27 protein-coding genes and 1 pseudogene are annotated in these 25,512 nt (G+C 62.2%); 14 read left to right on the top strand and 14 right to left on the bottom strand.

Annotated elements, in window-relative coordinates; genetic code table 11:
• Positions 1 to 84: 84 nt before the first annotated feature.
• Positions 85 to 1,233: an NAD(P)/FAD-dependent oxidoreductase gene (locus tag X757_RS146730; RefSeq protein WP_156933273.1), complete on the bottom strand. Its 1,149-nt coding sequence runs from the start codon at positions 1,231 to 1,233 to the stop codon at positions 85 to 87.
• Between the two features lie 187 nt (positions 1,234 to 1,420).
• On the opposite strand from X757_RS146730, the gene X757_RS146735 reads away from it, so the two are divergent.
• Positions 1,421 to 2,452, top strand: a complete 1,032-nt coding sequence (locus X757_RS146735; RefSeq protein WP_023687523.1) for a phosphatidylglycerol lysyltransferase domain-containing protein — start codon at positions 1,421 to 1,423, stop codon at positions 2,450 to 2,452.
• A 33-nt stretch (positions 2,453 to 2,485) separates the two neighbouring features.
• On the opposite strand, the gene X757_RS146740 is transcribed toward X757_RS146735, so the two are convergent.
• Both X757_RS146740 and X757_RS146745 read right to left on the bottom strand, forming a co-directional pair.
• Entirely contained in the window at positions 2,486 to 3,247 is a 762-nt protein-coding gene (locus X757_RS146740) for an ABC transporter permease (protein ID WP_023681263.1), read from the bottom strand.
• Positions 3,244 to 4,170: an ABC transporter ATP-binding protein gene (locus X757_RS146745; protein WP_023726766.1), complete on the bottom strand. Its 927-nt coding sequence runs from the start codon at positions 4,168 to 4,170 to the stop codon at positions 3,244 to 3,246. Before X757_RS146745 ends, X757_RS146740 begins: the two co-directional genes overlap by 4 nt.
• 270 nt (positions 4,171 to 4,440) lie before the next feature.
• Here X757_RS146745 and X757_RS146750 point away from each other — a divergent pair, with 270 nt between their 5' ends.
• Both X757_RS146750 and X757_RS146755 read left to right on the top strand, forming a co-directional pair.
• Entirely contained in the window at positions 4,441 to 5,802 is a 1,362-nt protein-coding gene (locus X757_RS146750; RefSeq protein ID WP_023687525.1) for a cytochrome ubiquinol oxidase subunit I, read from the top strand.
• A 108-nt stretch (positions 5,803 to 5,910) separates the two neighbouring features.
• A complete protein-coding gene (locus X757_RS146755; protein ID WP_023687526.1) occupies positions 5,911 to 6,915 on the top strand; it encodes a cytochrome d ubiquinol oxidase subunit II in 1,005 nt (334 codons plus the stop codon).
• Between the two features lie 166 nt (positions 6,916 to 7,081).
• Here X757_RS146755 and msrA read toward each other — a convergent pair whose 3' ends face one another.
• From msrA to X757_RS146770, 3 genes are all read right to left on the bottom strand, one after another.
• Complete coding sequence (msrA, locus tag X757_RS146760; protein WP_023726765.1) at positions 7,082 to 7,807, bottom strand: peptide-methionine (S)-S-oxide reductase MsrA; 726 nt, start codon at positions 7,805 to 7,807, stop codon at positions 7,082 to 7,084.
• Between the two features lie 111 nt (positions 7,808 to 7,918).
• A complete protein-coding gene (locus X757_RS146765; RefSeq protein ID WP_023703868.1) occupies positions 7,919 to 8,203 on the bottom strand; it encodes a hypothetical protein in 285 nt (94 codons plus the stop codon).
• 79 nt (positions 8,204 to 8,282) lie between these two features.
• Positions 8,283 to 8,984, bottom strand: coding sequence for a thioredoxin family protein (locus X757_RS146770; RefSeq protein WP_023726764.1), 702 nt, complete (start codon positions 8,982 to 8,984; stop codon positions 8,283 to 8,285).
• A gap of 270 nt (positions 8,985 to 9,254) precedes the next feature.
• Between X757_RS146770 and X757_RS146775 the strand changes: the two genes are divergently transcribed.
• Positions 9,255 to 9,626, top strand: coding sequence for an endonuclease domain-containing protein (locus X757_RS146775; RefSeq protein WP_023681256.1), 372 nt, complete (start codon positions 9,255 to 9,257; stop codon positions 9,624 to 9,626).
• 139 nt (positions 9,627 to 9,765) lie between these two features.
• Positions 9,766 to 11,673, top strand: a complete 1,908-nt coding sequence (gene lepA, locus X757_RS0134240) for a translation elongation factor 4 (RefSeq protein WP_023726763.1) — start codon at positions 9,766 to 9,768, stop codon at positions 11,671 to 11,673.
• Positions 11,674 to 11,679: 6 nt separating this feature from the next.
• Here the strand turns inward: lepA and X757_RS146780 are convergent, their stop codons facing one another.
• Complete coding sequence (locus tag X757_RS146780; RefSeq protein ID WP_023726762.1) at positions 11,680 to 14,238, bottom strand: ATP-binding protein; 2,559 nt, start codon at positions 14,236 to 14,238, stop codon at positions 11,680 to 11,682.
• Between the two features lie 172 nt (positions 14,239 to 14,410).
• Between X757_RS146780 and X757_RS01000000164955 the strand changes: the two genes are divergently transcribed.
• The 4 genes and pseudogenes from X757_RS01000000164955 to X757_RS1000000166725 form a co-directional block, all read left to right on the top strand.
• Positions 14,411 to 14,914 carry a hypothetical protein gene (locus tag X757_RS01000000164955; protein ID WP_245261306.1) on the top strand — a complete coding sequence of 168 codons (504 nt, stop codon included), beginning with the start codon at positions 14,411 to 14,413 and terminating at the stop codon, positions 14,912 to 14,914.
• 293 nt (positions 14,915 to 15,207) lie between these two features.
• Positions 15,208 to 15,555 carry a hypothetical protein gene (locus X757_RS146785; protein WP_023726761.1) on the top strand — a complete coding sequence of 116 codons (348 nt, stop codon included), beginning with the start codon at positions 15,208 to 15,210 and terminating at the stop codon, positions 15,553 to 15,555.
• Between the two features lie 233 nt (positions 15,556 to 15,788).
• Positions 15,789 to 16,160, top strand: a complete 372-nt coding sequence (locus tag X757_RS146790; RefSeq protein WP_023681251.1) for a hypothetical protein — start codon at positions 15,789 to 15,791, stop codon at positions 16,158 to 16,160.
• A gap of 114 nt (positions 16,161 to 16,274) precedes the next feature.
• Positions 16,275 to 16,508: pseudogene (locus tag X757_RS1000000166725) on the top strand (endonuclease domain-containing protein); the annotation flags it as partial.
• Positions 16,509 to 16,618: 110 nt separating this feature from the next.
• Here X757_RS1000000166725 and X757_RS146795 read toward each other — a convergent pair.
• The gene (locus X757_RS146795) at positions 16,619 to 16,939 is read right to left on the bottom strand and encodes a hypothetical protein (RefSeq protein WP_023681249.1); all 321 of its coding nucleotides are present in this window, start codon (positions 16,937 to 16,939) and stop codon (positions 16,619 to 16,621) included.
• A gap of 165 nt (positions 16,940 to 17,104) precedes the next feature.
• Here X757_RS146795 and mbfA point away from each other — a divergent pair, with 165 nt between their 5' ends.
• A complete protein-coding gene (gene mbfA, locus X757_RS146800) occupies positions 17,105 to 18,088 on the top strand; it encodes an iron exporter MbfA (protein WP_023681248.1) in 984 nt (327 codons plus the stop codon).
• Between the two features lie 160 nt (positions 18,089 to 18,248).
• Here mbfA and X757_RS146805 read toward each other — a convergent pair whose 3' ends face one another.
• The 3 genes from X757_RS146805 to X757_RS146815 all read right to left on the bottom strand — a co-directional run bounded on the left by X757_RS146805 (position 18,249) and on the right by X757_RS146815 (position 19,235).
• Positions 18,249 to 18,593 (bottom strand): antibiotic biosynthesis monooxygenase, encoded by a 345-nt coding sequence (locus X757_RS146805; RefSeq protein ID WP_023726759.1) that lies wholly within the window; start codon positions 18,591 to 18,593, stop codon positions 18,249 to 18,251.
• Positions 18,590 to 18,946: an NIPSNAP family protein gene (locus tag X757_RS146810; protein WP_023726758.1), complete on the bottom strand. Its 357-nt coding sequence runs from the start codon at positions 18,944 to 18,946 to the stop codon at positions 18,590 to 18,592. Before X757_RS146810 ends, X757_RS146805 begins: the two co-directional genes overlap by 4 nt.
• Before the next feature lie 85 nt (positions 18,947 to 19,031).
• The gene (locus tag X757_RS146815) at positions 19,032 to 19,235 is read right to left on the bottom strand and encodes a DUF1127 domain-containing protein (RefSeq protein WP_023726757.1); all 204 of its coding nucleotides are present in this window, start codon (positions 19,233 to 19,235) and stop codon (positions 19,032 to 19,034) included.
• A 69-nt stretch (positions 19,236 to 19,304) separates the two neighbouring features.
• Here X757_RS146815 and X757_RS146820 point away from each other — a divergent pair, with 69 nt between their 5' ends.
• Positions 19,305 to 19,979, top strand: coding sequence for a helix-turn-helix transcriptional regulator (locus X757_RS146820; RefSeq protein WP_023726756.1), 675 nt, complete (start codon positions 19,305 to 19,307; stop codon positions 19,977 to 19,979).
• Positions 19,980 to 20,090: 111 nt separating this feature from the next.
• Here the strand turns inward: X757_RS146820 and ligD are convergent, their stop codons facing one another.
• On the bottom strand, positions 20,091 to 22,601 hold the full coding sequence (ligD, locus tag X757_RS146825) for a DNA ligase D (protein WP_023726755.1): 2,511 nt from the start codon (positions 22,599 to 22,601) through the stop codon (positions 20,091 to 20,093).
• Positions 22,602 to 22,612: 11 nt separating this feature from the next.
• Positions 22,613 to 23,479, bottom strand: coding sequence for a Ku protein (locus X757_RS146830; RefSeq protein WP_023681243.1), 867 nt, complete (start codon positions 23,477 to 23,479; stop codon positions 22,613 to 22,615).
• A gap of 345 nt (positions 23,480 to 23,824) precedes the next feature.
• Between X757_RS146830 and X757_RS1000000166720 the strand changes: the two genes are divergently transcribed.
• From X757_RS1000000166720 to X757_RS146840, 3 genes are all read left to right on the top strand, one after another.
• On the top strand, positions 23,825 to 23,974 hold the full coding sequence (locus X757_RS1000000166720; protein ID WP_196813601.1) for a hypothetical protein: 150 nt from the start codon (positions 23,825 to 23,827) through the stop codon (positions 23,972 to 23,974).
• A gap of 179 nt (positions 23,975 to 24,153) precedes the next feature.
• A complete protein-coding gene (locus X757_RS146835) occupies positions 24,154 to 24,579 on the top strand; it encodes a thiol-disulfide oxidoreductase DCC family protein (RefSeq protein WP_031251365.1) in 426 nt (141 codons plus the stop codon).
• A gap of 63 nt (positions 24,580 to 24,642) precedes the next feature.
• Positions 24,643 to 24,897, top strand: coding sequence for a hypothetical protein (locus tag X757_RS146840; protein WP_023726753.1), 255 nt, complete (start codon positions 24,643 to 24,645; stop codon positions 24,895 to 24,897).
• On the opposite strand, the gene X757_RS146845 is transcribed toward X757_RS146840, so the two are convergent.
• Positions 24,860 to 25,321, bottom strand: a complete 462-nt coding sequence (locus X757_RS146845; RefSeq protein ID WP_023726752.1) for a RidA family protein — start codon at positions 25,319 to 25,321, stop codon at positions 24,860 to 24,862. The two genes, X757_RS146840 and X757_RS146845, sit on opposite strands and share 38 nt — an antisense overlap.
• Positions 25,322 to 25,512 lie beyond the last annotated feature (191 nt).

The raw sequence follows: 25,512 nt of genomic DNA, 5'->3' as shown, positions 1-25,512 counted from the left end.
CGTCTTGCAGATGCGTTGAACCACTAGTCCGCGCCATAGCAGCAGCCCGAAGTGCGCGGTGTTTCTCCGTCCAGAAGCGCTCGTCTACAACCCCTTGGCGATCTGACGGGCAATCGCTTCGGCCTGCAGGCCGGCGCTGTGAAAATAGCTGGTCAGACTTGGCCGCATGCCGATGAACCACAGGCCGGGCTGGCCGCTCGGGGTGCCGCCATTGGCCTTCGGCACGCCCTTGGCGTCGAGCACGCCGAGATCGCCCAGCATGGCCTCCAGGCCGGTGCGATAGCCGGTTGCCGCGATCACTACATCCGGCTCGAGCACCGTGCCGTCGTTCAGCCGCACGCCGGCGCCTTCGAAAGCCGCCACCGGCGCCACCACCGAAATCCGTCCGGCCTTCAGCGCTGCGACGGCGCCGTCGTCAATGGCAATAGCGATCTGCTCGACGCCGAGCCGGCTGGCGCCGCCCTTCGGCGCCGGCGGCAGGCCGAAGCGGGTGAGGTCGCCGAACACCAGCCGCTGCGTCGCGGCAATCGCGGCATCGGCAATCCACGTCGGCAGCATCGCCATGAAACCGCCGAAGCGCGCCACGGCGACCTTGCCGATCCGTTTCGGCATCAGCGACGGACCCTGCCTGGCTGACAAGCAGATGGCCTTTGTGTCGGCACGGGCGAGGTGGTTGAGCACGTCGAAGCCGGAATTTCCGGCCCCGACCACCAGCACGCTTTTGCCCACATAGTCCTGCGCTGTGCCGAAATCGGCGGCGTGGACAAGTTTGCCGGTGAAAGTCGCCTTGCCTTGCCAGTCCGGCGTCCATGGCAAGCGGTCGCGGCCGGTGGCGACGATGACATTGCGGGCGCTCAGCGTTTCCCGGCCCGTATGGACGAGCCAGCCATTGCCTCTGCGTCCGATCCGCTCGGCGGCGGTGCCGAATTCGACCCTTACGCCGCGCGCGCGGGCAAAATCCTCGAGATAACCGACGATGGCATCCTTGTTCGGAAAGGCGGCGGTGCGTGGCGGATAGGCAAGGCCGGGCAGGGCCGACAGCGCGCGATGCGTGTTGAGGGTCAGCTTCTCGTGCCGCCCTCGCCACGGTTCGGCGATCCGCGGCTCCTTTTCAAGCACGACGACCCGCACGCCGCGCCGGCCAAGCGCGTCGGCGGCCGCCAGCCCCGCCGCTCCGGCGCCGATGACGATAACCGTATAGTCGAGTCCTTTCGGCCCCGGGACGATAGGCATCGTTTCGCTTGTCGTAGCCGCCATTCGGTCGAGATTTCCTTTCAGGTGCGCCATGGGGACCCGTCCAATATGGCACGTCCCATATGGCACAGGGGCGATATGATCGATAATGAGGTCGCGTCAATGCGACTGATTCGAGGCCTTGGGGGCAAGCCTCTGTTTATCATCGGCACGCGGAAGCTCGACCATGCCCTCCTTGCGCATCTTTCTCGACAGACTGCTGGAGGGCGCCGCAGCCAAGGTGCCGCGCCAGGATTTTTCGCATGTCGAGCGGCTGGCGCTTGTCCGCCAGCACGGCGACTTCTCGCTGGCCTATTCGACCGCCGTGCAGCAAAAACTGTCCTATTTCGGCGACGCCGACGGCTACATCGCCTTCGGCACCAAGATGAAGCACCATTTCGCGCTAGGTGACCCGGTGGCCCATCCGGCCGATCGGTCCGACTATATCAGGCGCTTTGTCGAAGCCGCCGACAGCCCGTGGTTCGTGCAGATCGGCGAACCGACGGCGCGCGTGCTGTCCGGGCTCGGCTACCAGGTCAACCGTCTCGGCGTCGACACGCGGCTGGAACTGCCGGCTCACGATTTTTCCGGCAAGCGCAACGAAACCGTGCGCTATTCCGAACGCTGGCTCTTGAAGAAGGGGTTTTCCTTTGGCGAAGGAGCGGTCTATCTCGACGAGGTCCAGCGCCTGTCGCAGAACTGGCGGGCAGACCGCATCGTCAAGCGCTGGGAGATGGCGTTCCTCAACAGGCCCTTTGCCGATCATCTCGGCATCGATATGCGCCGTTTCGTGCTCTACAGCCCGGAAGGCGAGCTCGTCGCCCTGCTCGATTTCGATCCGATGTTCAGTGGCGGCAAGGTGATCGGCTACACCACCTCGTTCAAGCGCAAGCACATCGATGCCTCGCCGCATGCCGAAATCGGGCTGACCAAATTCGCCGTCGACCGGTTTCGCAATGAGGGCATTTCTGTCGTCACGCTCGGCCTGTCGCCGATGCTCGACGTCGGAGCCAACGGCTTTGCCGAATCGAGCTTCTGGCGCAACGCCTTCGAGCGGGCCTATGAGTCGCCCTGGGTCAACCGCAGCAAGTTCAACCTCAAGGGCCAGGCGGCGTTCAAGCGCCGCTTCCACGGCGTCGAGGAACCCACCTACATCGCCTTCCGCCAAGGCAGGCTGATCGAGATGCTGGGGTTGCTGCGCCTCATCAAGGCGATCTAGCAAGAAAACGCGACGCGCTTTAGAGCGGCAGGGTCAGTTGCGCAGCCGGTAGCCGGTGCGGAAGATCCAGGCGACGATGGCGATGCAGATGGCGAGGAACACCATCGTCATGCCCAGGCTGACGGCGACCGAGACATCGGACTTGCCGTAAAAGCTCCAGCGGAAACCGCTGATCAGGTAGACGACCGGGTTGAACAGCGTCACCGTGCGCCAGGTCTCGGGCAGCATGTTGATCGAATAGAAGCTGCCGCCGAGGAAGGTCAGCGGCGTGATGATCAACAGCGGCACCAGCTGCAATTGCTCGAAGCTTTTCGCCCATATGCCGATGATGAAGCCGAACAGGCTGAAGGTCACCGCCGTCAAGACAAGGAAGGCCAGCATCCAGAACGGATGCTGGATGGTGAGCGGCACGAACAGCGAGGCCGTCGCCAGGATGATCAAGCCGAGGATGATCGACTTGGTCGCGGCGCCGCCGACATAGGCGATGACGATCTCCAGATACGACACCGGCGCCGACAAGAGCTCGTAGATGGAGCCGACGAATTTCGGGAAATAGATGGCAAAGGAAGCGTTGGAGATCGACTGCGTCAACAGCGACAGCATGATCAGGCCGGGCACGATGAAGGCGCCGTAGCTGATGCCGTCGATCTCGGTGATGCGCGAGCCGATGGCCGAGCCGAAGACGACGAAATAAAGCGATGTCGAGATCACCGGCGAGACGATGCTCTGCAGCACGGTGCGGAACGCACGCGCCATCTCGACCCGGTAGATCGCCCATACTGCTCGCCAATTCATGGCTCTTGCCTCAACAGATTGACGAAGATCTCCTCGAGCGAGCTGTTTTGCGTATCCATGTCGCGGAACTGGATGCCGGCCGTCTCGAGTTCGCGCAGCAGCGATGCGACGCCGGGGCGTTCGCTCTGATTGTCATAGGTGTAGGTCAGCTGTGTGCCATCGCCCGACAGCTCCAACGCGTAGTGCGAGAATGCATCGGGAATGGCGGGGAGCGGGTTGCGCAATTCCACGATCAGGCGCTTGCGGCCGAGCTTGCGCATCAGTTCGGCCTTGCCCTCGACCAGGATGATCTCGCCGCGGTTGATGACGCCGACACGGTCGGCCATCGCCTCGGCCTCTTCGATATAGTGCGTGGTGAGGATGATGGTGACGCCATCGTCGCGCAACCGTCGCACCATCGCCCACATGTCCTGGCGCAGTTCGACGTCGACGCCGGCCGTCGGTTCGTCGAGGAACAGGATGCGCGGCTCATGCGACAGCGCCTTTGCAATCATCAGCCGCCGCTTCATGCCGCCCGACAGCGTGATCGCCTTGGCGTCCTTCTTGTCCCACAACGACAGGTCGCGCAGCACCTTTTCGACGAAGCCCGGATTGGGCGCCTTGCCAAACAGGCCGCGGCTGTAGGTGACGGTTGCCCAGACGCTCTCGAACGCATCGATGGTCAGCTCCTGCGGCACCAGCCCGATCAGGCTGCGCGCCGCGCGGTAGTCTCGGTTGATATCATGGCCGTCGACGGTCACCGTTCCCGACGAACGGTTGACGATGCCGCAGACGATCGAGATGAGCGTCGTCTTGCCGGCGCCGTTCGGCCCCAGCAGCGCGAAAATCTCGCCGCGTTCGATGTCGAGGTTGATTTCCTTCAGCGCCTTGAAGCCGGTGGCGTAGGTCTTGGTGACCCCGGAAATCAAAATGATGGAAGGCAAATTAGTGGAAGACATGAGGCCGAAAACGACTGTTTGAAAGAGGCGGGGATTATTATTGCGCTGAATGTCGGTGCGCACGGCGGGAAGTCAATGCCGCTGCTGACAATTGTGGACAAACGTTCCCCTCTTGCCGTTTCGTCATGGGGGTATCGGGGCACTGACGGATTGATCCCATCTGCTGCGACAACGCGCCCCGCGTGACGCCAAGCCGCTTTGACCGGACCGCATCCGCCGCCTATTCTGCGCCAACAAACAGCAGCCGGAGCCCGCATGGACCCGCTCATCCTGTCGCGAATGCAGTTCGGGGCGAATATCTCGTTCCACATCCTGTTTCCGACCATCACGATTGCGCTTGGCTGGGTGCTGCTGTTCTTCAAGCTCCGCTACAACACCACCAATGATTCCGCCTGGATGCGCGCCTATTTCACCTGGGTGAAAGTGTTCGCACTGTCCTTCGCCATGGGCGTGGTCTCCGGCGTCACCATGAGCTTCCAGTTCGGCACCAACTGGCCGGGCTATATGGAAAAGGTCGGCAACATCGCCGGGCCGCTGCTTGCCTACGAGATCCTCACCGCCTTCTTCCTCGAAGCGGCCTTCCTGGGCATCATGCTGTTCGGGTTCCGCCGCGTCTCCAACCGCGTCCACACGCTGGCGACGGTATTGGTCGCCGGCGGCACCACGCTGTCGGCCTTCTGGATCATTGCGCTGAACTCCTGGATGCAGACGCCGGCCGGCTTCGAGATGATCGATGGCAAGGCGCATCCCGTCGACTGGTGGGCGATCGTCTTCAACCCGTCCATGCCCTACCGTCTGACGCATATGCTGCTTGCCTCCGGCCTGACGGTGTCGTTCCTGATCGCCGGCCTGTCGGCGCTGCGCTACCTCACCGGCGACCGGTCGGAATCGATGTGGAAGGCGCTGCGCACCGGCGTCTTCACCGCCGCCATCCTGATCCCGATCCAGATCTTCGCCGGCGACCAGCACGGGCTGAATACGCTGGAGCACCAGCCGCAGAAGATCGCGGCCATGGAGGCCAACTGGAACACCGGCCCCAACGTGCCGCTGGTGCTGTTTGCGCTGCCCGACGAGGCGGCGAAGGAAAACAAATTCGAGATCGCCATTCCCGACGGCGCCAGCCTGGTGCTGCGTCACTCCACCAGCGGCATCGTGCCGGGGCTCAACGACTATCCCGGCCTGCATCCGCCGGTCTTCCCGGTGTTCTGGGGCTTCCGCATCATGGTCGGCACCGGCATTTTGATGCTCATCGTCTCGTGGTCGGCGACCTTCTTCCTCAAGCGCCGCCACAGCCTGCCGAGGCCGCTGGCCATGCTGATGGTGCCGATGGCGCTGTCGGGCTGGCTGGCGACGCTGGCCGGCTGGTACACCACCGAAATCGGCCGCCAGCCCTGGCTGGTCACCGGCGTGCTGAAAACCGCCGACGCTATCGGCCCGGTCGCCGGCAGCCATGTCGCGCTGACGCTCGCCATCTATCTCATCCTCTATGTGCTGCTGCTGATCGCCTATCTTGGCGTGCTGGTGCACCTGGCGCTGAAGGCCGCCAAGGACGGCGATACCTCGCCGCTGCCGGGCGTCATGAAGACGGCGATGTCGCAACCGGCCGCAGCGGAGTGAGGAATGGTCCGCGTAGCGGACGAAAAGCCAACGATTTGGCTTTCCGAATGACGAACGCCCGGAGCCATAGCGAAGGGCAGAACCGTTGATGAGAGGGATGACAGACCGATGAGCTTCGACTGGCCAACCGCGCTGCCCCTGATCTTCGCCGGCCTGATGGGCCTCGCCATCCTGATCTACGTCATTCTCGACGGTTTCGATCTCGGCATCGGCATCCTGTTCTCGGTCGCCGAAGATGCCGAGCAGGACACCATGATCGCGGCAATAGGCCCGTTCTGGGATGCCAACGAGACCTGGCTGGTGCTGGCCGTCGGCCTGCTCCTGGTCGCCTTCCCGCTGGCGCATGGCGTCATCCTCACCGCGCTCTACATTCCGGTCTTCGTGCTTTTGGTCGGCCTCATCCTGCGCGGCGTCGCCTTCGATTTCCGCGCCAAGGTGCCCGCCGGCAAGAAGCATCGCTGGAACCGCATTTTCTTCCTCGGTTCCGTCATCGCCTCGCTGGCGCAAGGCTATATGCTCGGCGTCTATGTGCTTGGCCTCGATGTCGGCTTTGGCGGCATCGCTTTCGGGGCGCTGGTGGCGCTCTGCCTGTCGGCGGCCTATGCAGCGATGGGCGCTGCCTGGGTCATCTACAAGACCGAGGGCGAATTGCAGAGGAAGGCGGTGGCCTGGCTGCGGACAGCCCTGGTGCTGACCGCGCTCGGCATGGCGGCGGTGTCGCTGGCGACCCCATTCGCCAGCCCGCGCATCTTCGCCAAATGGTTCGTCTGGCCCGAAATGCTCTTTCTGTCGCCGCTGCCGATCCTGTCGGCGCTGCTGTTCCTGTGGCTGTGGCGGCAGACCTTCCACCTGCCCAAGCCCGACGACCGCCATGCGCTGCGGCCGTTCCTGACGCTCGCCGCCATCTTCGCGCTCGGCTTTGCCGGGCTTGCCTGGTCGTTCTACCCCTTCGTGGTGCCCGAGAGGCTGACCATCTGGCAGGCGGCGTCGGCGACGGAAAGCCTGGCCATCATCCTCGCCGGCACGGTGGTCGTGCTGCCGGTGATCATCTTCTATTCGTTCTATGCGTATCGGGTGTTTGGGGGCAAGGCGACGGATCTGACGTATGATTGAAGGGGAGCTGATCTCCCCCCTTGAGGGGGAGATGGCCGGCAGGCCAGAGGGGGTCGCCGCGCGTGGAGCGCTAACCTTCTTCTGCCGCAGGAGGTCGCGTCCGGTCGGACCGACCCCCTCTGTCGCCTCCGGCGACATCTCCCCCTCGAGGGGGGAGATTAGGTGCTCAGCTCTTCCCCGCCAGCACGAGCACCGGCTTCTCGCTATACAACCCCGGGAACAGCGCCTTCAAATTCGCCACCTTGGGCAGGTCGTTGTAGACGATGTAGGGGTAGGTCGGGTTCAGCGTCAGAAAGTCCTGGTGATATTCCTCGGCCGGATAGAAGGTTTTGCCCGTCTCCAGCGTGGTGACGATGGGTTTTGAAAACACCTTGGCCTGGTCGAGCTGGGCGATGTAGCTCTGGGCGATCTTCTGCTGCTCGCCATTCTCGGCAAAGATGGTCGAGCGGTACTGGGTGCCCGAGTCCGGCCCTTGATAGTTCAGCTGCGTCGGGTTGTGGGCGACCGAGAAATAGACCTGCAGCAGCTGGCCGTAGGTCACCTTGGACGGATCGTAGGTGATCTCGACCGATTCGGCGTGGCCGGTGCGGCCGCTGCCGACCGTTTCGTAGACGGCGTCATCCTTGGCGCCGCCGGTGTAGCCGGAGACGGCCTTGGTCACGCCCTTGACGTGCTGGAACACGCCCTGCACGCCCCAGAAGCAGCCGCCGGCGAAGATAGCCTTCTCGCTGCCGCTGGCGGCCTTCTCGTCCGCTGCCGGCGGCGGGATCACCACCGCGTCCTCGGCCGAACGCGCCGGGCTCTGCCAGAAGGCAGCCGCCGCGGCGGCGACGATGAGCGCGGCAAGCGCGCTCTTGAAGATCGGCGTTCTCGTCCTTGCAATCCCGGTCATGTCTGATCTCCTTGATGGTGGCGAAGACTATACGACAGAACGTCCCGCCTGGTTTCTCAAATTGCCGTGCGCCGGCCCGGCCATTGTGCGGCCGGGCCATGGGACCAAGCCTTATTGCGCGGGCGCCATGGCGTCCGCCGGCTTCATCGCATCCGTTGCGGGTTTCATGGCATCGGCCGGCTTCATGGCGTCGGTGGCGGGTTTCATCGCATTCGTCGCCATTGGGTCGGCGGGCTTCATGGCACCGGTCGCCGGCGCCATGGCATCGGTCGCGGGCTTCATCGCCTCGGTGGCCATCGCCGGCTTCATGGCGTTGGCCGCTTCGTCGGCACGGGCGCCGGCGGCGAAGGTGGTCATCGAAAGCGCAAAGGCGAGCGCGGTCAGGGTCTTGTTCATGATGGTATTTCCTCCTTGAAGAGGGCGCGCGGATGCGAGCCCGGTTATGCCGCGCTAGCGGCGTTGGGTAGAAAAAGAATCAGTCGGCTGCTGCAGCCAGGATCGGCCCACCGCCCTGCGCCTGCACCAACACCGCGGTGCTCAGCCCGCCGTTCGCCGCTGGCAGCGGCAGCGTGGTGGCGTCGCCGCTCCAGCTGCCGAGTTTCTCCAGCGAGTGCACGACATTGGCATGCGGCAGCGTGCGGCCGGTGTTCTCGCCGCGCGCCACCGGCACTTCGAGGACGCCCTTGTTGTAGCGGACCAGCCAGACATCGGCGCTGCCGGCCGGCGCGGAACCGGCGCCGATGCTGATCTTGCCGCCGTCGAGCGACAGCGTCGGCCCGTTCGTGCGGCCACTTGCGGAAATCAGCTGCTCGATCTCGCCTGATGCCGCGCCCACCGCATCGGCACCGCCATTGACCACCACCTGCGGCGTGAACGGGCCGGAGCGGCCGAGCGACGGCTCATAGCGCACCTGGCGCTGGGTGAATTCCTCGCGGCCGAAAATGTCCTTCCAGCCGAGATAGTCCCAGTAGGTGACGTTGAACGACAGCGCCAGAACGCCCGGCTGGTCCTTGACCTTGATCAGATTCGCGTTGGCCGGCGGGCAAGACGAACAGCCCTGGCTGGTGAACAATTCGACCACGGTGAGCGGCTGGGCAAAGGCGGTGCCGCCAAGCATCATCAGCGCCGCGCCTGCGGCAGCCAGCATCGCGCTGCGTTTTGGGTTAAGTCCAGTCATCGGGGGTCTCCGTTGCGGCGGGTTCATCCCACACTTCGCCGCTGCCCGAGGCTTCGTTACATGGTTCACCGCTTCGTGATTGGGGGCGGACGCGTCGTTGCCTTCTCCCNTTCGCCGCTGCCCGAGGCTTCGTTACATGGTTCACCGCTTCGTGATTGGGGGCGGACGCGTCGTTGCCTTCTCCCCTTGTGGGAGAAGGTGGATCGGCGCGAAGCGCCGAGACGGATGAGGGGTGTTCCAGCGGAGTGAGACGTTGGTTAATCTAACGTCATGCCACATCAGCCCGTCGCTCCTGCCAAACGAAACTTTGCCCGTTCGCTCCGACGTGAAATGACGGAGGCGGAAGACAAACTGTGGCACGAACTACGTGACCGCAGGCTCGATCGGATCAAATTTCGGCGCCAAGTTCCTGTTGGAAAATACGTCGCCGATTTCGCTTGTCTTGAATCACTCCTCATCATCGAGATCGATGGGAGTCAGCATGCGGACTCAGAGTCAGACCAGGCCCGTAGAACGGAACTGGAGGCGAGAGGCTTTCGTGTGTTGCGCTTTTGGAACGACGATGTCCTGAAAGACATGGACAGCGTCTGCACCACGATAATCGCTTATGTAAGGGATGTCAGTTTGCAGCCATGGCGGTGAAAGAACGCCGGCGTCAAGCTGGAACACCTCTCATCCGTCTCGGCGCTGCGCGCCGATCCACCTTCTCCCACAAGGGGAGAAGGCAAGGGCACCGCCACCCCGCTTGCCCCTGCAACCCGCCCCTGCTAAAGCGCGCGCCATGAGCACGCCTCTCGACCACATCCGCAATTTCTCCATCGTCGCCCATATCGACCATGGCAAATCCACGCTTGCCGACCGGCTGATCCAGTCCACCGGCGGGCTGGAGCTGCGCGACATGAAGGAGCAGGTGCTGGACTCGATGGACATCGAGCGCGAGCGCGGCATCACCATCAAGGCGCAGACGGTGCGGCTGAACTACCGCGCCAACAATGGCGAGGACTATATCCTCAACCTCATCGACACGCCCGGCCATGTCGACTTCGCCTATGAAGTGTCGCGCTCGCTCGCCGCCTGCGAGGGCTCGCTGCTGGTCGTCGACGCCTCCCAAGGCGTCGAGGCGCAGACGCTCGCCAATGTCTACCAGGCCATCGACAACAATCACGAGATCGTCGTGGTGCTGAACAAGGTCGACCTGCCGGCCGCCGAGCCCGAGCGCATCCGCGAGCAGGTCGAGGAAGTCATCGGCATCGACGCCTCCAACGCCGTGCTGATCTCGGCCAAGACCGGCCTCGNCCTGCCGGCCGCCGAGCCCGAGCGCATCCGCGAGCAGGTCGAGGAAGTCATCGGCATCGACGCCTCCAACGCCGTGCTGATCTCGGCCAAGACCGGCCTCGGCATTCCCGATGTGCTGGAGGCCATCGTCCACCAATTGCCGCCGCCGCGCGAAGGCGATGCGTCAGCACCCCTGAAAGCCATGCTGGTCGACAGCTGGTACGACGCCTATCTCGGCGTCATCGTGCTGGTGCGCATCATCGACGGCGTGCTGAAGAAGGGCGCGACCATCCGCATGATGGGCACCGGCGCAAAGCATCTGGTCGAGCGCACCGGCGTGTTCACGCCCGCCCGCATCAATGTCGACGAGCTCGGCCCCGGCGAGTTCGGCTTCTTCACCGGCTCGATCAAGGAAGTGGCCGACACCCGCGTCGGCGACACCATCACCGAGGACAAGCGCCAGACCGCGCATGCTTTGCCCGGCTTCAAGCCGGCGCAGCCGGTGGTGTTTTGCGGCCTGTTCCCGGTCGACGCCGCCGATTTCGAGGATCTGCGCGCCGCCGTCGGCAAATTGCGCCTCAACGACGCCAGCTTCTCCTACGAAATGGAGACCAGTGCCGCGCTCGGCTTCGGCTATCGCTGCGGCTTCCTCGGCCTTTTGCATCTCGAAATCATCCAGGAGCGGTTGGAGCGCGAGTTCAACCTCGACCTGATCGCCACGGCGCCGAGCGTCGTCTACCGGCTGCTGCTTACCGACGGCTCGACGAAGGAGCTGCACAACCCGGCCGACATGCCCGACGTGGTGAAAATCTCAGCGATCGAGGAGCCGTGGATTCGCGCCACCATCCTGACCCCCGACGACTATCTCGGCGGCATTTTGAAGCTCTGCCAGGACCGGCGCGGCATCCAGGCCGACCTGTCCTATGTCGGCAAGCGCGCCATGCTGATCTACGATCTACCGCTCAACGAAGTCGTCTTCGACTTCTATGATCGCCTAAAATCGATCTCCAAGGGCTACGCCTCGTTCGACTATCACCTGACCGACTATAAGGAAGGCGATCTGGTGAAGATGTCGATCCTGGTCAATGAAGAGCCGGTCGACGCGCTGTCCATGCTGGTTCACCGCACCGCGGCGGAAAAGCGCGGCCGCCAGATGTGCGAGAAGCTGAAGGAGCTGATCCCGAACCATCTGTTCAAGATCCCGATCCAGGCCGCGATCGGCGGCAAGGTCATCGCCCGCGAAACCATCTCGGCGCTGCGCAAGGACGTGACTGCGAAGTGCTATGGCGGCGACGTCTCGCGCAAACGCAAGCTGCTCGACAAGCAGAAAGAGGGCAAGAAGCGGATGCGCCAGTTCGGGAAAGTGGATATCCCGCAGGAGGCGTTTATTCAGGCGCTTAAGATGGGTGATTGAGGTGGCTCAGCCCATTACGATCTTGGTGACTCGGTCACACTCCGCCATGAGACGCGTCCGTTGGTAGGGCTGAGCAGCCAAATAACGTTTGATTTGCAGAAGCTCGTCGCTAACTGAATTTCGTTCGTGTTTCGCCCCAACTTTCTTTGCCCAACTCTCGGCGGCTTTAAGCCCGATGCGTAAAAAGTACGACGGCGCAAACTGGTACTTCAGGCACTTCACCACGAGCCGGAAAACATCGAGATCCTTCCGATCGGAGGACTCTTGCATCTGAATCGCGTTGACTGCCCCAGTAGCTGCCTCGTGCATAAGACATCGCAAGTTATGGAAATAGCCCATCGCCTGCCTGTCCGTTATATAGCCGTCAGCCAACTGTAAGGCTTGAGTGTAGTACTTAATGGCGTCGTCCACCCCGCTCCCTTTCGAGGCCCTCTCAGTCTCCAAGGTCCGATCAGCAATCTTTACAGCGGCAAAGACATGGCAGCAGTTAAAAATTGGAAAGAACTGCGCAGTATCCTTCTTTCGGACGTGCAGATTAAATAATCCTCGCCAGTCTTTGTTTCTTATCTTAAGCATATACCAATACTTTAACAAATCGAAGGCATTGCAGCCATATTTGTCAGCAGATTCGAAGTCCCTCTCTATTTCACTTGGTTTACGTCCCCGCACAGACATACGCGTCCGCCCTCTAAGGCAATAGAGGTCACCTGTTTTATTATACTTTGATATTTCTTTAGAAAGGTATGATTCAGCTACCTCATAATTTTGAGCCTTCCAATGGCGCACTGTTTGAGAAACTATTAGCGCTATCCGCCTAGCCGGATCTTCATTATTCTTCCGTGCAGATATGCACGCTCTCTCAATATGCTTCCTTCGCGCTTCCGGAAGTTTGTTCTGGGTGATGTCGTGCATAAGGCGGATAGGCTCCGGCACCTCCAGAATAGTTCCGGCTACAGGGTCACCCTTCGTCGCGTACAGATGATAGTTCTTCAGAGTGGCGAGATCCTGCTCAAGCTCCACTGATGTTATTTCACAAATTTCCTTAACTTCGTCAGTTCGCGCGCGAGAAAGCAATTGCATTGCGAATAGTATTTCTTTCTGTGTGGCAGAAAGCTGGTCAATTTCCTTCTCAAATGCAAACGATCGTATCTGCTCACCATTCTTACCTCGCCAATCACTCACCGCCCGACCCAATTCATGCCCTAATGAGACTAGGCGAATAATTGAAGTTATGAAGATTGGTGAGCCTGCAGACGCTGCCAGAAGTTTATCCCGATTGAGCCGTATCTGTTTCGCCTGCCCTGGGTCCTCAATTAGATAAGCCAAGTTCACTTCAAGGTATTCTACGAAGTCTCCACCTTCAAATCCAGACATTCCGATCCGCTGTTCCCGACCCGTCAACAACTCCAGCCTCGAGGTGAAAAGGACACGGCTATTATCGTTCTGCACGTTTGCTGAAATTATTATCTGAGAAATAACCGAATATAGGTCGTTCTGTTCCTCTTTCGGAAGAGAATCGACGTCATCTATAATTAAAAGAATCGATATCGTAGAAAACGCTTCGATACACTTTGAGATCTTCTCTTCTCGATCAGACGCTATACGAACTTCGTCTTCCGTAAAGCCAACCTGGATCAAGAAGTTGTCAAGGAGATCATCGATGTTCTCGAAGTCACAGCGGGTCGTCGGAACGAGCTTGCCTAGCAGTGGGGCGAAGGTAATTTTCTTTCCAGACAGCCATACTATTTTTTCGAGCCCAGCCCCTGGTCGGTCCAGGAGTTGGGTCGCGAACTCGTAGGCGACAGTGGTCTTTCCAAGGCCACCAGCAGCAGTCAGCACCTTCATTGGGCGCCTAGCCTCGGTGATCCAATTCCACAAGGCCTCAAGATATCCCTTTCTGCCAACAAATTGGATCAGACTTGGATCTTTGGGCGGGAGGTTATTTTCTGTCTTTGCCCCGACCTGTAAGGCGTTTGAGTTATCTCTGTCAGAATATAGAAAGTTTAGTAGCTCAATATCCTCATTGGCCGGCTTGCACTCATGCTCATAGCGGCAATATAGACCGCCTTTTGCGAATACAAACTTAGGCTTATCTGGCGCGCCATAGTTGAAGCCGTTCTTAATAAACGGTCGTGGCTTTTCATTTATCGGCCGCTTTGGGACGAACGTCAGGATGATGTCACGCTTAACGTTGTCGACAGCGCCAGCGGTTACAAAAATGCGAACGCCTATATTCTTGCCTATGAAGCTTGACAGCCGCTGGTTCAGCTGATCGTTGTTCGATAGAAAATTATATACTGAAGAATCTGTGTGGTTCGTATCAAATAACGAAATTATGTATCCACCCATGGAGTTATAAAAGGCAGCAAAGTCTTTTATTAGCGAGTCCATGCGCGCGTCTGCATGCGATCCGTTATCCTGACCGACAAAGGTTTTGTAGTCGTAGAGAAACGACTCGAAGTCGTGAGGCCGGCCGTGAGGTATCAATACGTCGATTATAGATTGATCGAGGATACCCGCGCGATGCAACTCCGCGATCCGTCGATCAACGGACAGATGAAGCATATTCCCCCCCCAGTACTCAGTCGCCCAGCGTCACTAGATTACTTCTACGGCTAAGGTGTCAAGCCCTCGATATCCGGGTTAAGCTAAATGGATCGGATGACGAGATGCAGCGCAGTATCTTCACCGTACGCCCGCCTTCGCGTAATCTCGGCACGGCTCGGGGAGACGTCGCATGCGCACCACTTCAGACACCGTCGCAGCCATCGGTCTCGCCATTGGCGGCGCCTTCGGCCTGGCCGGGACATTCGTCTCCAGCGCGCCGCTCCGCGAAACGCTCTGGGCGATCGACGGCGTGGCGCTTGTGGTGGCAACCGCGCTGCTGACCATGAAATACCAGCGGCTGGGCAATGACTGTGTAGCTGCGGGGTTCCTCACCTTCCTCGCCGGCGAGACCTTGCTTTTGGCCGGCAATGCGGCGGGGCTGGAGGCCAGCGTTCCCTCCTATGTCGGCGGCATCTCGCTGTGGGCGGCGGCGGTCGTGCTGATCGGCGCGTCGAGCACCGTTGCCTGTGGATGCGGCTCACCGGCGCGCCATCCTGTTTGTCGTGACGGTGGCCATGGTGCTGTGGGCGCGCCGTTGCTGCCGATTTCGGCGCCGCTGCCCGCCGCCGGCTGTCCGTTCCTGGTACTGGCGTTTGCCGGCTGGATCTGGACGTTGCTGAAGTCGCCGAGGTGATTGACGCGATCCGACGGCTGGCGCCGCATGTCAAGTGGGGCAGTAGTGGGCGTAGGGTATCACGAGGCCGCCCCCTCATCCGGCCGCTTCGCGGCCACCTTCTCCCCGCTGGGGAGAAGAGGCGAGCACCAGCGCCGAGCGAGCTCCTCTCCCCTCGGGGAGAGGTCGGATTGCCCCGAATTGCCTTTCGCAATTCGGCTGGCAATCCGGGTGAGGGGGACTTGCCTAGCCGTGGCTCTAGGCCCGGCCCTCGCGGCGTGCGACCCTCGCATCTCCGATTCGGATACCCCATCATGCTCCGCCTCACCCTTACCGCCCTGCTCCTCGCCACCCCAACCCACGCCGCCGATATGGCGTTCTTCGTCAAGAACTTGCGCAGCCAGGCGGTGGCGGTGGAGCTGTTCAGCCGGGACCGCAAGATGTCGTGGCCGGGCGGCGACCAGGTGTTTCTGATCGAGCCCAGCTCGCAGAAATCGGTGCCGATCTCGTGCAATTCGGGCGAAAACATCTGCTATGGCGCCTGGGTGAATGGCAATGATGCGGTCTCCGCCGGGGTCGGGCCGGATAATGACCAGCCATGCGATACGTGCTGTTTCATCTGCGTGGAGAAGACGACGGAGACGATCGATCTGGTGGAGTGAGGGGCGGGGCGCCGAAGCTGCTGATCTCCCCCCTCGTGGGGGAGATGTCCGGCAGGACAGAGGGGNCCCCCTCTGCCTTGCCAGGCATCTCCCCCACGAGGGGGGAGATCAGCAGCTCCACCAACCTCTCCCAATCCCCCCAAAATCAGTCACGCCCCGCCCTTCAATCTCCGCCGCCATCATGCGATGCTGATTCCCTCGGCCGGGGGGCCGATTTGCCTCGGGGGAACACCATGTCTTTCACTTGTCTGCGCCGCGTCGTCGTCGCGCTCTCGCTGGCCGCGCTGTTTGCGCCGGCCGCGCACGCCGCCGACATCACCTTCGCCGTCAAGAACAGCCATCCCAACGCCATGCGCCTCGAGCTCTACAGCCAGGACCGCGACTATGTCTGGCCGGGCAACGACAAGGATTTCTATCTCGACGATGGCGAGACCAAGCAGATCCCGGTGTCGTGCGACGAGGGCGAGTCCATCTGCTACGGCGCCTGGGTCGACGGCGACGAGGGCACCTATTGGGGCGTCGGCCCCAACAACAAGGAAAGATGCGAGGATTGCTGCTACACCTGCAATGGCGGCGAGACGGAGGAAATTGAACTGACGCCTTAGGAAGTACAGCCAATCTCCCCCCAAGTGGGTTCCAAGTGGGGGAGATGTCCGGCAGGACAGAGGGGGGCGCCACAGAGCGCCTGCCAANCAGACGTGTGCTCTTCCGATCTATTTCCGATTGCCGCCTACATCGTCGATTTCGCTTGCCCGGAGAAGAAGCTGGTCATCGAAGTCGATGGCTCCCCGCATGCGGACGCCGGCGCGGCTGCCGGTGATGAAACGCGGACATCGCACCTCGAACAAGATGGCTGGACCGTCCTGCGGTTCTGGAATGACGACGTCATCCGCGACGTCGACAATGTCTGCCAGCATATTGTGATTGCGGCTGGGCTTGGACGCGCATCCTGAACGGTGCCGGTGCTGGGCTTTAGGCAGGGAAAGGTCGGCGGGACAGCCCTGGCCTGCCGGCCATCTCCCCCACGAGGGGGGAGATCGGGTTTCGCCTTGGCTTTCGCCAATTATCCCAGCAATGCCCTCTGCCGCTTCGGCCCGCCCGCCTTGCGCCAGGAGTTGAACCGGTGCGTCGCGGCGGCAAACGAGATCTTCATCTGCTGGGCGACCGAATAGCGCGACTTGCCTTCGTCGAACAGGCGGTAGCAGCATTCGACGCCCTCCTCGGTCAGCTTGCCGTCGGGCGCCTTGTTGTGCGGATTGGCGGGGTCGAATTTTTCGACCTGCTGTTCGACCAGGCCTTTCAGCCGCTGCAAATCGGCCTCGATGCTGGCGATAAGATCGAGGACGGGTTTCGGATCGAAGTGGTCGTGCGGCTTTGCCGTCATCTCTTGGATACCTTTCGCTTTGCGTGTCGCGACCCATATAGGTGAACATTTGCCGATAATGAAGGGCGCGTTGCAATCCGGCGCTTCAACATTTCTTGACTGGTGATTGACCGCGGAGATTGCAGCGCCTAGTTTAGAATTGTTCTAAACTGGGGTGAATTTCTCATGCTTTCCCGTGTCTTCGGTTTCGGCCGCCGTCCTTTCGAAACGCTGTCGGAACAGGAGATCCTGGCGCTGGCAATTTCATCCGAAGAGGATGACGGGCGCATCTACCGCGCCTATGCCGACGGGCTGGCGGACAGTTTTCCGCAATCGGCGAAAGTGTTCGAGGCGATGGCGGAGGAGGAGGACGGCCATCGCGATTCCCTGATCGAGCTTTACCGCAAGCGTTTCGGCGAGCGCATTCCGCTGCTGCGCCGCGAGCACGTGAAAGGCTATTACGAGCGCAAGCCCGACTGGCTGGTGCGGCCGCTCGGCATCGAGCATGTGCGGCGCCAAGCCGAAGAGATGGAGCGGCAGGCCTATCGCTTCTATGTCGAGGCGGCCAAGCGCACCGGCGATGCCTCGACGCGGAAACTGCTCGGCGACCTGGCCGCGGCCGAGCAAAGCCATGAGAATTCGGCGCATCGGCTGGAGCAGAAACTTGTGCCGGGCGAGGTCAAGGACGAGGAAGCCAGCGCCGAGCAGCGCCAGTTCATCCTGACCTATGTCCAGCCGGGACTGGCCGGGCTGATGGATGGCTCGGTGTCGACACTGGCGCCGATCTTTGCCGCCGCGTTTGCCACGCACGACACCTGGCAGACGCTGCTGGTCGGCCTCGCCGCCTCGATCGGCGCCGGCATCTCGATGGGCTTTACCGAAGTCGCTTCGGACGACGGCAAGCTGTCGGGGCGTGGCTCGCCGATCAAGCGCGGCCTCACCGTCGGCATCATGACGACGCTGGGAGGCCTCGGCCACGCGCTGCCTTACATCATCCCGCATTTCTGGACGGCGACGGCGGTCGCGGCCGTGGTGGTGTTCTTCGAATTGTGGGCGATCGCCTTCGTGCAGAACCGCTACATGCAAACCCCGTTCCTGCGCGCGGCGTTTCAGGTGGTGCTGGGTGGGGCGCTGGTGTTTGCGGCCGGGGTGCTGATCGGGAATGCGTGAGCGCCAAGCGCCCCCTCACCCAGCCTCCGCTTCGCTCGGCTGACCTCTCCCCGAAGGGAGAGGAGATTTTCGAAGCCTGCGCCAGTCTCTTCTCCCCAGCGGGGAGAAGGTGGCCGCGAAGCGGCCGGATGAGGGGGCCTGGCGCGACGCCGATACCTAGTCACCCATTCACCGCCCTGCTATCCTCTGGCGCCTCGTCCCTCTCCGTCAGCCCGTAATCCCGCACCACATGCGCAATCCGCAACCGATATCCGGCAAATATTCCGCCGCGGCCCGCATGCTGCGCCTGCCGATGCTCTTCCGTGTTGCGCCACGCCTCGACCGCTTCCTCGTCGCGCCAGAAGGACAGCGACAGCACGCGGTTCGGGTCGACCAAGCTCTGAAACCGCTCGATCGAGATGAAACCGTCTATGCCGTCGAGCAGCGGCCTGAGTTCCGCGGCGATACCGAGATAGGCATCGCGCTTTCCCTCAGCCGGTTGCACCTCGAAGATGACAGCGATCATGCTTTCTCCTTGACCGCGGTCTGGAACAGCTGCCGCGGTCCATGCGGCCCCGACACCAGCTTCAGGAAGATGCGGTCCTCTTTCAAGATGAACTTTTCGCGGCGGGCGAATTCGTAATTGGCCTTGCCCGCCGGATCCGCGGCGAGACGGGCGCGATATGCTTCGTAGGCGGCGAGGCTGTCGATGTTGTAGGCGGCGTAGGCGGTGGTGGCCGAGCCCTCGTGCGGGGCGTAGTAGCCGATCAGATCGGCGCCGCAGCGCGGGATCGCCTGGCCCCAGGCCTTGGCATATTGCTCGAAGGCCGGCTTGCCGAACGGGTCGATCTCATAGCGGATGAAGCAGGTGATGGTCATCGTGATCTCCTTGGGTTTCGCATCGATAGTTCGAGCGGCGTCGAAACGTTGTGCCGCAGGGTCTGCTAAGCAAAAGCGCTGGCGGTCAGGCCTGCCAGAAGGATTTTGCGCATTCGCGGCGCACATCCTCACGGGTCAGGCCGAGATCGCGCAGCAGATGGTCGTCGACCTCCGCGAGGTCTAGCCGCTGCAGATGGCGGTCGTACCAGCGGGCGAGAAGCCGCCGTTGCAGCCAGGTGACGAACGGGAACGGCCGGCGGCTGGCGAGTGGGACGGAAGCGGTTGGCATCGGCGTTCTCCTTGATCCCGCCCGACAATAATGCTTATCTGACGAGAATGCTTCGATGGAGGCCTAACTATGCGTGAAGGACCCGACATTGCCCGCATCGCCAGCCTGGTCGGCGATCCGGCGCGGGCAAACATGCTGAATGCGCTGATGGGAGGCACGGCTTTCACGGCGAGCGAACTGGCGCTGGAGGCCGGCGTGTCGCTGCCGACCGCGTCCTCGCATCTGTCGAAACTGATGGAGGGCGGGCTTTTAACTTTGGCCAGCCAGGGACGGCATCGCTATTACGGCCTCGCAGGGCCGCAGGTGGCCGGCATGATCGAGGCCATCACCGGGGTGGCCGAAGCAGTCGGTCCCAAGCGCGTGCGGCCCGGCCCGCGCGACGGCGCCATGCGCGTCGCCCGCGTCTGCTACGACCACCTCGCCGGCGAGCAGGCGGTGGCGATGCTGGACCGGCTCGTCGCGCGCGGCATCCTGTTGCGCGACGACATTGAGATCAGGCTGGGGCCAGCAGCAGCCTCGCATTTTTCGGCCATCGGCATCGATGTCGGCGCCAAGCCGCGCCGGCCGGTCTGCCGCGCCTGTCTCGACTGGAGTGTGCGCCGCTCGCACCTCGCGGGAACGCTGGGCGCGGCTATTCTGGACAAGATCCTGTCGGAGAAATGGGCAAGGCGGGAGAAGGACAGCCGCGCGGTGGTGTTTTCACCGCCGGGGAAGCAGGCGTTCGAGCGGGTGTTTTTGGCGTAGAGGTTCGGCGGCGCTAATTGGGCGACGCTGGCGGGACAGCACCCCCCTCTGGCCTGCCGGACAGAGGGGGGTGTGACGGAACGCTTGCGTAGCAGGTGAGGCGCGCGACGCTTACCCCCGCTTCAGCACCTTCCCCTGCTCGAAGAAATCCACCCACGGATCGGCCTTCTCCAACTCCTTCAGCGTCGTCTTGTCGCCGATCGGGAAGGAATTCGGCGGCAACCCCTTCTCAACTTCCGCCCACGTCACCGGTACCGACACCGTCGCGCCCTTCTTGGCGCGGGAAGAGTAGGGCGCGACGGTGGTCGAGCCCCTGCCGTTGCGGAGATAGTCGACGAAGATTTTTCCCGTGCGCGCCTTTTTCGACAGCGTCGCGGTGTAGCGGTCGGGCGCGGCCTGCTCCAGCGCCTTGGCGAAATCATGCGAGAAGGTTTTGACTTCCTCCCAATCCGCCGAGGGTTTCAGCGGCACCAGCACGTGATAGCCTTTGCCGCCTGACGGCTTGACGAAGTTCGGCAGCGACAGATCGTCAAGCTTGCCTCTGACGTCGAGTGCGGCCTCGCGCACCGCCTTGACGTCGACGCCTTCATCGGGATCGAGATCGAAGATGATCTGATCCGGCTTTTCCAGCTCCTCGATCTTGCAGCCCCAGATGTGGACCTCGACCACGCCATACTGGACCAAGGCGGCAAGGCCGTCGAAATCGCGGATGAACAGGATTTCCTCGCCATCGGTCGGGTCCTTCATGCGGGCGATCTTGTCGCTCATGCCGGCCGAAGCATGTTTCTGGAAGAAGCGCGGACCGCCGATGCCGTCCGGCGCCCTGACCAGGCTGAGCGGCCGGTTGACGACGAACTGCTCCATGCGCGGCCAGACCAGCGCATAGTGCTCAAGCAAAGCCTGCTTGGATATTTTTTCCTCGGGCCACAGCAGCTTGTCGGGATGGGATAGTTTTACGCTGGTCGTGATCGTCGCGGGCGCCTTAGCCCCGGCGGCCTTGCCGGCGCTGCTTGCCGCCGGCTTTGCCTTGTTCGCCGCCTTCGATGCCTTTTCCTGCACGACTTCCTCCGCCGGCTTGTCCTCGCGCAGTCCCTGGAACGACGCGTGGCGTATTATACGGTCCGACGTCCAGCTGCGGAACTCCACTTCGCCGACAAGTTCGGGCCTGACCCAGACCAAACCCTTGCCCTTCGGCACGGCGGCGGCAAAGGGCGAGGCGTCTGCCTTCAGCGCATCGAGTTTTTTCTTCAGATCGGTGGCGCTCCTGGCTGTGAAGCCCGTGCCGACGCGGCCGGCATAGTGGAGCTTGCCGCCCTCGTGGTAGCCGACCAGCAGCGAGCGCAGGCCGCGGCCGGTCTTGTCCGAGGGCAGATACCCGCCGATGACGAATTCCTGGCGGGCCGTGCATTTCGACTTCACCCAGCTTGGGCCACGGCCGCTGCGGTAGGGCGCATCGGCGCGCTTGGAGACGATGCCTTCAAGGCCCATGCGGCAGGCGTGCTGCAGCATGATCTTGCCCGGTTCCGCGAAATGGTCGCTGAAGCGAACAGCGGCATTTTCGGCCGTCTCGCCGAGCAGCTCCTGCAGCGCCTGCTTGCGCTCGACCAGCGGCTCGCGGCGCAAATCCTTGCCGTCAAGCCGCATCAGGTCGAACACATAGTAGGTGAAGCGGTCGGTTCGATTGGCGGAGAGATCCTGCTGCAGCAGCGAGAAGGACGAAACGCCGCTGTCGGCGAGCACGACGATCTCGCCATCGATGATGGCGTCGCTGCATTTCAGCTGGGCGAGTTCCGCGACGATCTCGGGGCCGAATTTCCCCGTCCAGTCGAGGCCGGTGCGGGTCAGCAGCCGCACCTCCGTGCCGGCGATCTGCGCCTGCATGCGGTACCCGTCGAACTTCACCTCATGCAGCCAGTCCTCGCCGGGCGGCGCCTCGCGCTCCAGCGTCGCCAGCTGCGGCTCGACGAAGTCGAGGCGCTTGCCGGCTTTCGCCTTGCTGGATGCCGCGGGCTTGTTGGAGTGCCAGACCTTCGGCTTCTTGCCGTCGGCGGTCTTGCCTTCCGCGACCTCTTCGATGGTCAGGCCGGACTTCACCGATTTCGGTGCGTCCTTCAGGATATCCTCGCCGGGGCGGGCGGCGGCATCGTCGGATTTGATCAGCAGCCAGTTGTCGCGCTTTTCGCCCGGGCGGGGTCTTAATCTGACCAGATGCCACCGCCCATTCAGCTTCTGGCCGTTGAGTTCGAAGTCGATATGGCCCTTCTTCATCGCCTTGGCCGGGTCGATCTCGGGCGTCCATGTGCCTTCGTCCCAGACGATGACGGTGCCGCCGCCATACTCGCCCTTGGGAATGGTGCCCTCGAAGCCGGCATAGTCGATCGGGTGGTCCTCGACATGCACGGCCAGCCGCTTTTCGTGCGGGTCGAGGCTCGGGCCCCGCGTCACCGCCCAGCTCCACAACACGCCCTCATGCTCGAGGCGGAAATCATAGTGCAGCCTGGTCGCGTCGTGCTTCTGGACGACGAAGATGCCGCCGGGCTGCTTGCCGCGCGCGACCTTGCCCGCCGGCTCGGCCGTCTTCTTGAAATCGCGTTTGGACTGATATTGTTCGAGGCTGGCCACGGCGCCGACCCTCAAGCCGACTTGCGCTTGGGCGCAGAAGCTTTCGCCTTGCCGCTTTTTGCCGCCGGCTTGGCCTTCTTCGCCGGGCCTTCCGCCTGGCCGCCATCGGACAGGCTCTTCTTCAGCGCGTCGAACAGATTGACGACATTGGACGGCTTGGGCGCGGCCTGCGCTTTCGGCGCCTTCTTGCCGGCCTTCTTGGCGCGGATCAGTTCGAGCAGCGCGTCCTCATACTTGTCCTCGAATGTCGACGGATCGAACTTCCCCTTCTTCTTGTCGATGATGCGTTCGGCCATATCGGTCATCTCCTGGTCGGTCTTCACCGCCTTGATGTCGCCGAAGATGCTCTCCGGCTCCCGCACCGTGTTGCCGTAGCGCAAGGTGGTCAGCACCATGCCTTTGCCGCGCGGCTCGATGACCACGGGCCGCTCGCGGCTATAGAGCACGACGCGCGCCAGCCCGGCCATCTTCTTGTCCGCCATGGCATCGCGAATGACGGCAAAGGCCTCCTCCGACACCTTGTCGGCGGGCGTGACATAATAGGGCGTGTCGAGATAGATCTGCTCTATCGAGGCTTTGTCGACGAAGCCATCCAGCGCCATCGTGTGCGAGGACTCGATCTGCACCGCTTCGATCTCTTCGTCCTCGATATGGACGAACTCACCGGGGCTCACCTCATAGCCCCTGATCTCGTCGCCATCGCCCAGCGGCTTGCCGGTTTCAGAATCGACATAGATGCGCTTGACCGTGTTGCCGGTCTTGCGGTTGAGCACCCGGAACGAAACTTTTTCGGCGTGGGTGACGACGTTGGTCAGTTCGACAGCGCAGGTGACCAGCGACAGTTTCAGATAGCCCTTCCAGGCGGGGCGAGGTGCCATGGCGAACTCCTGCGCGATGCGGTTAAAGCGAGAACGGGCAAGGCCCGTTCCGGTTCCGGGCGCGCAACCAGGGGCATTTCGGCAGCGAGCATGGAAATTTCGAGAGGCTCGCCAAATCTGAAACAGAACCGCGCTCAAGCGACATCCAGACGAAACATATGTGATGCAAAAGTCACAATGCCGGGAATGGCGACGAACCACACCGAAAGACCCCCAAACAGCCGCATTCCGGCCACGAAGCATGGGGTTTTCGACCAAAGATTAACATCGTGTTCACCGACTATTCACGCCTCGACACTATGATCCCCGCAATCGGACGGGACATCCGAAAATCGGGACAGGGACTTGAGTAAAATGAAATTCTGGGGCCACATCGCCGGCTATGCCGCCGCCATCCGCGAGTTCATCGCGCCGACCTATCGGCCGGAGCGCTACTACATGCGCGGCCCGGGTCCGGCCTGCGCCCGTCGCGGCAGCTCGCTCGGCGCGCATTGATCATGACATTCGAAACGCGTCACGACAGCCGGATCTGCAGACCGGAGGCCGATCCCCGCGCAACCACCTATCGCGCCGAGCGCCCCGCGCTGGCCGCGAGAAGCCGTGCGACAACGCCGCGGCTTTGATCCCGCTGCCGGCGGGCTTAGTGTCTGAAGACACAAGCTGCCGGACGTCCCGTGACTTCTTCTCCTGAACCCTTCGATGCCAGCCAGCCATTGATCGTTTTCGACGGCGTCTGCGTGCTGTGCTCGGGCTTCGTACGCACGGTGGTCGGGCTCGACCGCAAAAACCGCTTCCGCTTCGCCACGGCGCAGTCGCCCTTCGGCGAGGAGCTGTTCCAGAGATACGGGCTGCGCACCGACAGCTACGAGACCAATCTGGTCCTTGTCGGCGGCGCTCCCTTCATCCGGCTGGACAGTTTCATCGCGGTGATGGCCGAACTCGGCTGGCCGTGGCGGGCGGCGAAGGCGCTGCTGCTCATCCCGCGCCCCTTGCGTGACTGGCTCTACGAACGCATCGCCAAAAACCGCTACGCCATGTTCGGCCGCAAGGACAGTTGCGAGATCCTGTCCGCCGCGATACGTGCGCGCGTGATCGGCTAATCGCATGTCACTCAAAAGTGACCTCGGTTCCGGGAAAACGACATACGCAAAAAGAGCGGCGCCATGAGGCTTCTGGTCGTTGGCGGCTATGGCATTTTCGGCGGCCGCATCGTGCAATTGCTGGAGAGCGAGCCACGCCTGATCCTGCTCGTCGCCGGGCGCTCACTGGGCAAGGCCGAGGCCTGGTGCAACGCCCGCACCGGCGCGGCGGCGCAGCTCGTGCCGGCGCGCTTCGGTCGCAACGGTGACCTCGCGCAAGGCCGGCCTGTTCGTTCGCGCCTCAGTCCGGCAGCGCCGCGACGGCGACGATCTCGATGACGATGTCTGCCTGGGCAAGCGCTGCGACGCCGATTACCTCCGAACGCGGCGGATTGTTGTCGCTGCAATGCTTCGGACAATACTCGGCGAAAAACGCGTCCAGCACGTCGAGACGAAAATTAGGCGAGCTGAGGACGCCGCCGTCGGGAAATGCCCCTTTGACGAAAAAGGTCAGCCTGATGAGATGGTCGAGCCCGCTGCCAAGTTCTTCCAGATCCGATTTGATGTTGCCGAGAACTTCCCGCCACTGAGCCGCGGCATCGCCGGCGAAGCCGCCACCCTTCTTGCCGGCCGGATCGTAGTCAGCCGATGTCGCGGTGTTGCCGCAGAGATAGACGGTGCCTTTCGCACCGCTGACGACCGTGCCTTTGCCCCATGGCATCAACCGGCCGTTCTTGAATTTCTTGTGGGTCACGAGTTCCATTCTCTTCTCCCATGCCTCGTGTGACGTGCCCGCCAACGACGGAGGATAGTGCTGTGCGGAGCCACGGCCAGTCCGCTGCCGGTCATCCGCCAGCAGACGGAGGAACATCTGGTCCTTGCGAAATCTCCTGGCGGAGGCGAAAGTTTTTTCTGAAGCCCGTCGAAATCGGCCGCCGCCGCGCGACATACGTC

It is taken from the genome of Mesorhizobium sp. LSHC412B00 (genome assembly GCF_000503035.1).
Lineage (GTDB): Bacteria > Pseudomonadota > Alphaproteobacteria > Rhizobiales > Rhizobiaceae > Mesorhizobium.
Note: the sequence above shows the minus strand (reverse complement) of the source record. Positions and strands in the feature narration are given on the sequence as shown.

What these genes read in the sequence shown, in the direction of transcription:
- X757_RS146730 (WP_156933273.1), bottom strand. Translation starts at nt 1,233, where the DNA reads ATGCCTATCGTCCCGGGGCCGAAAGGACTCGACTATACGGTTATCGTC.
- X757_RS146735 (WP_023687523.1), top strand. Translation starts at nt 1,421, where the DNA reads ATGCCCTCCTTGCGCATCTTTCTCGACAGACTGCTGGAGGGCGCCGCA.
- X757_RS146740 (WP_023681263.1), bottom strand. Translation starts at nt 3,247, where the DNA reads ATGAATTGGCGAGCAGTATGGGCGATCTACCGGGTCGAGATGGCGCGT.
- X757_RS146750 (WP_023687525.1), top strand. Translation starts at nt 4,441, where the DNA reads ATGGACCCGCTCATCCTGTCGCGAATGCAGTTCGGGGCGAATATCTCG.
- X757_RS146755 (WP_023687526.1), top strand. Translation starts at nt 5,911, where the DNA reads ATGAGCTTCGACTGGCCAACCGCGCTGCCCCTGATCTTCGCCGGCCTG.
- msrA (WP_023726765.1), bottom strand. Translation starts at nt 7,807, where the DNA reads ATGACCGGGATTGCAAGGACGAGAACGCCGATCTTCAAGAGCGCGCTT.
- X757_RS146765 (WP_023703868.1), bottom strand. Translation starts at nt 8,203, where the DNA reads ATGAACAAGACCCTGACCGCGCTCGCCTTTGCGCTTTCGATGACCACC.
- X757_RS146770 (WP_023726764.1), bottom strand. Translation starts at nt 8,984, where the DNA reads ATGACTGGACTTAACCCAAAACGCAGCGCGATGCTGGCTGCCGCAGGC.
- X757_RS146775 (WP_023681256.1), top strand. Translation starts at nt 9,255, where the DNA reads ATGCCACATCAGCCCGTCGCTCCTGCCAAACGAAACTTTGCCCGTTCG.
- X757_RS146780 (WP_023726762.1), bottom strand. Translation starts at nt 14,238, where the DNA reads ATGCTTCATCTGTCCGTTGATCGACGGATCGCGGAGTTGCATCGCGCG.
- X757_RS01000000164955 (WP_245261306.1), top strand. Translation starts at nt 14,411, where the DNA reads ATGCGCACCACTTCAGACACCGTCGCAGCCATCGGTCTCGCCATTGGC.
- X757_RS146785 (WP_023726761.1), top strand. Translation starts at nt 15,208, where the DNA reads ATGCTCCGCCTCACCCTTACCGCCCTGCTCCTCGCCACCCCAACCCAC.
- X757_RS146790 (WP_023681251.1), top strand. Translation starts at nt 15,789, where the DNA reads ATGTCTTTCACTTGTCTGCGCCGCGTCGTCGTCGCGCTCTCGCTGGCC.
- X757_RS146795 (WP_023681249.1), bottom strand. Translation starts at nt 16,939, where the DNA reads ATGACGGCAAAGCCGCACGACCACTTCGATCCGAAACCCGTCCTCGAT.
- mbfA (WP_023681248.1), top strand. Translation starts at nt 17,105, where the DNA reads ATGCTTTCCCGTGTCTTCGGTTTCGGCCGCCGTCCTTTCGAAACGCTG.
- X757_RS146805 (WP_023726759.1), bottom strand. Translation starts at nt 18,593, where the DNA reads ATGATCGCTGTCATCTTCGAGGTGCAACCGGCTGAGGGAAAGCGCGAT.
- X757_RS146810 (WP_023726758.1), bottom strand. Translation starts at nt 18,946, where the DNA reads ATGACCATCACCTGCTTCATCCGCTATGAGATCGACCCGTTCGGCAAG.
- X757_RS146815 (WP_023726757.1), bottom strand. Translation starts at nt 19,235, where the DNA reads ATGCCAACCGCTTCCGTCCCACTCGCCAGCCGCCGGCCGTTCCCGTTC.
- X757_RS146820 (WP_023726756.1), top strand. Translation starts at nt 19,305, where the DNA reads ATGCGTGAAGGACCCGACATTGCCCGCATCGCCAGCCTGGTCGGCGAT.
- X757_RS146830 (WP_023681243.1), bottom strand. Translation starts at nt 23,479, where the DNA reads ATGGCACCTCGCCCCGCCTGGAAGGGCTATCTGAAACTGTCGCTGGTC.
- X757_RS146840 (WP_023726753.1), top strand. Translation starts at nt 24,643, where the DNA reads ATGAGGCTTCTGGTCGTTGGCGGCTATGGCATTTTCGGCGGCCGCATC.
- X757_RS146845 (WP_023726752.1), bottom strand. Translation starts at nt 25,321, where the DNA reads ATGGAACTCGTGACCCACAAGAAATTCAAGAACGGCCGGTTGATGCCA.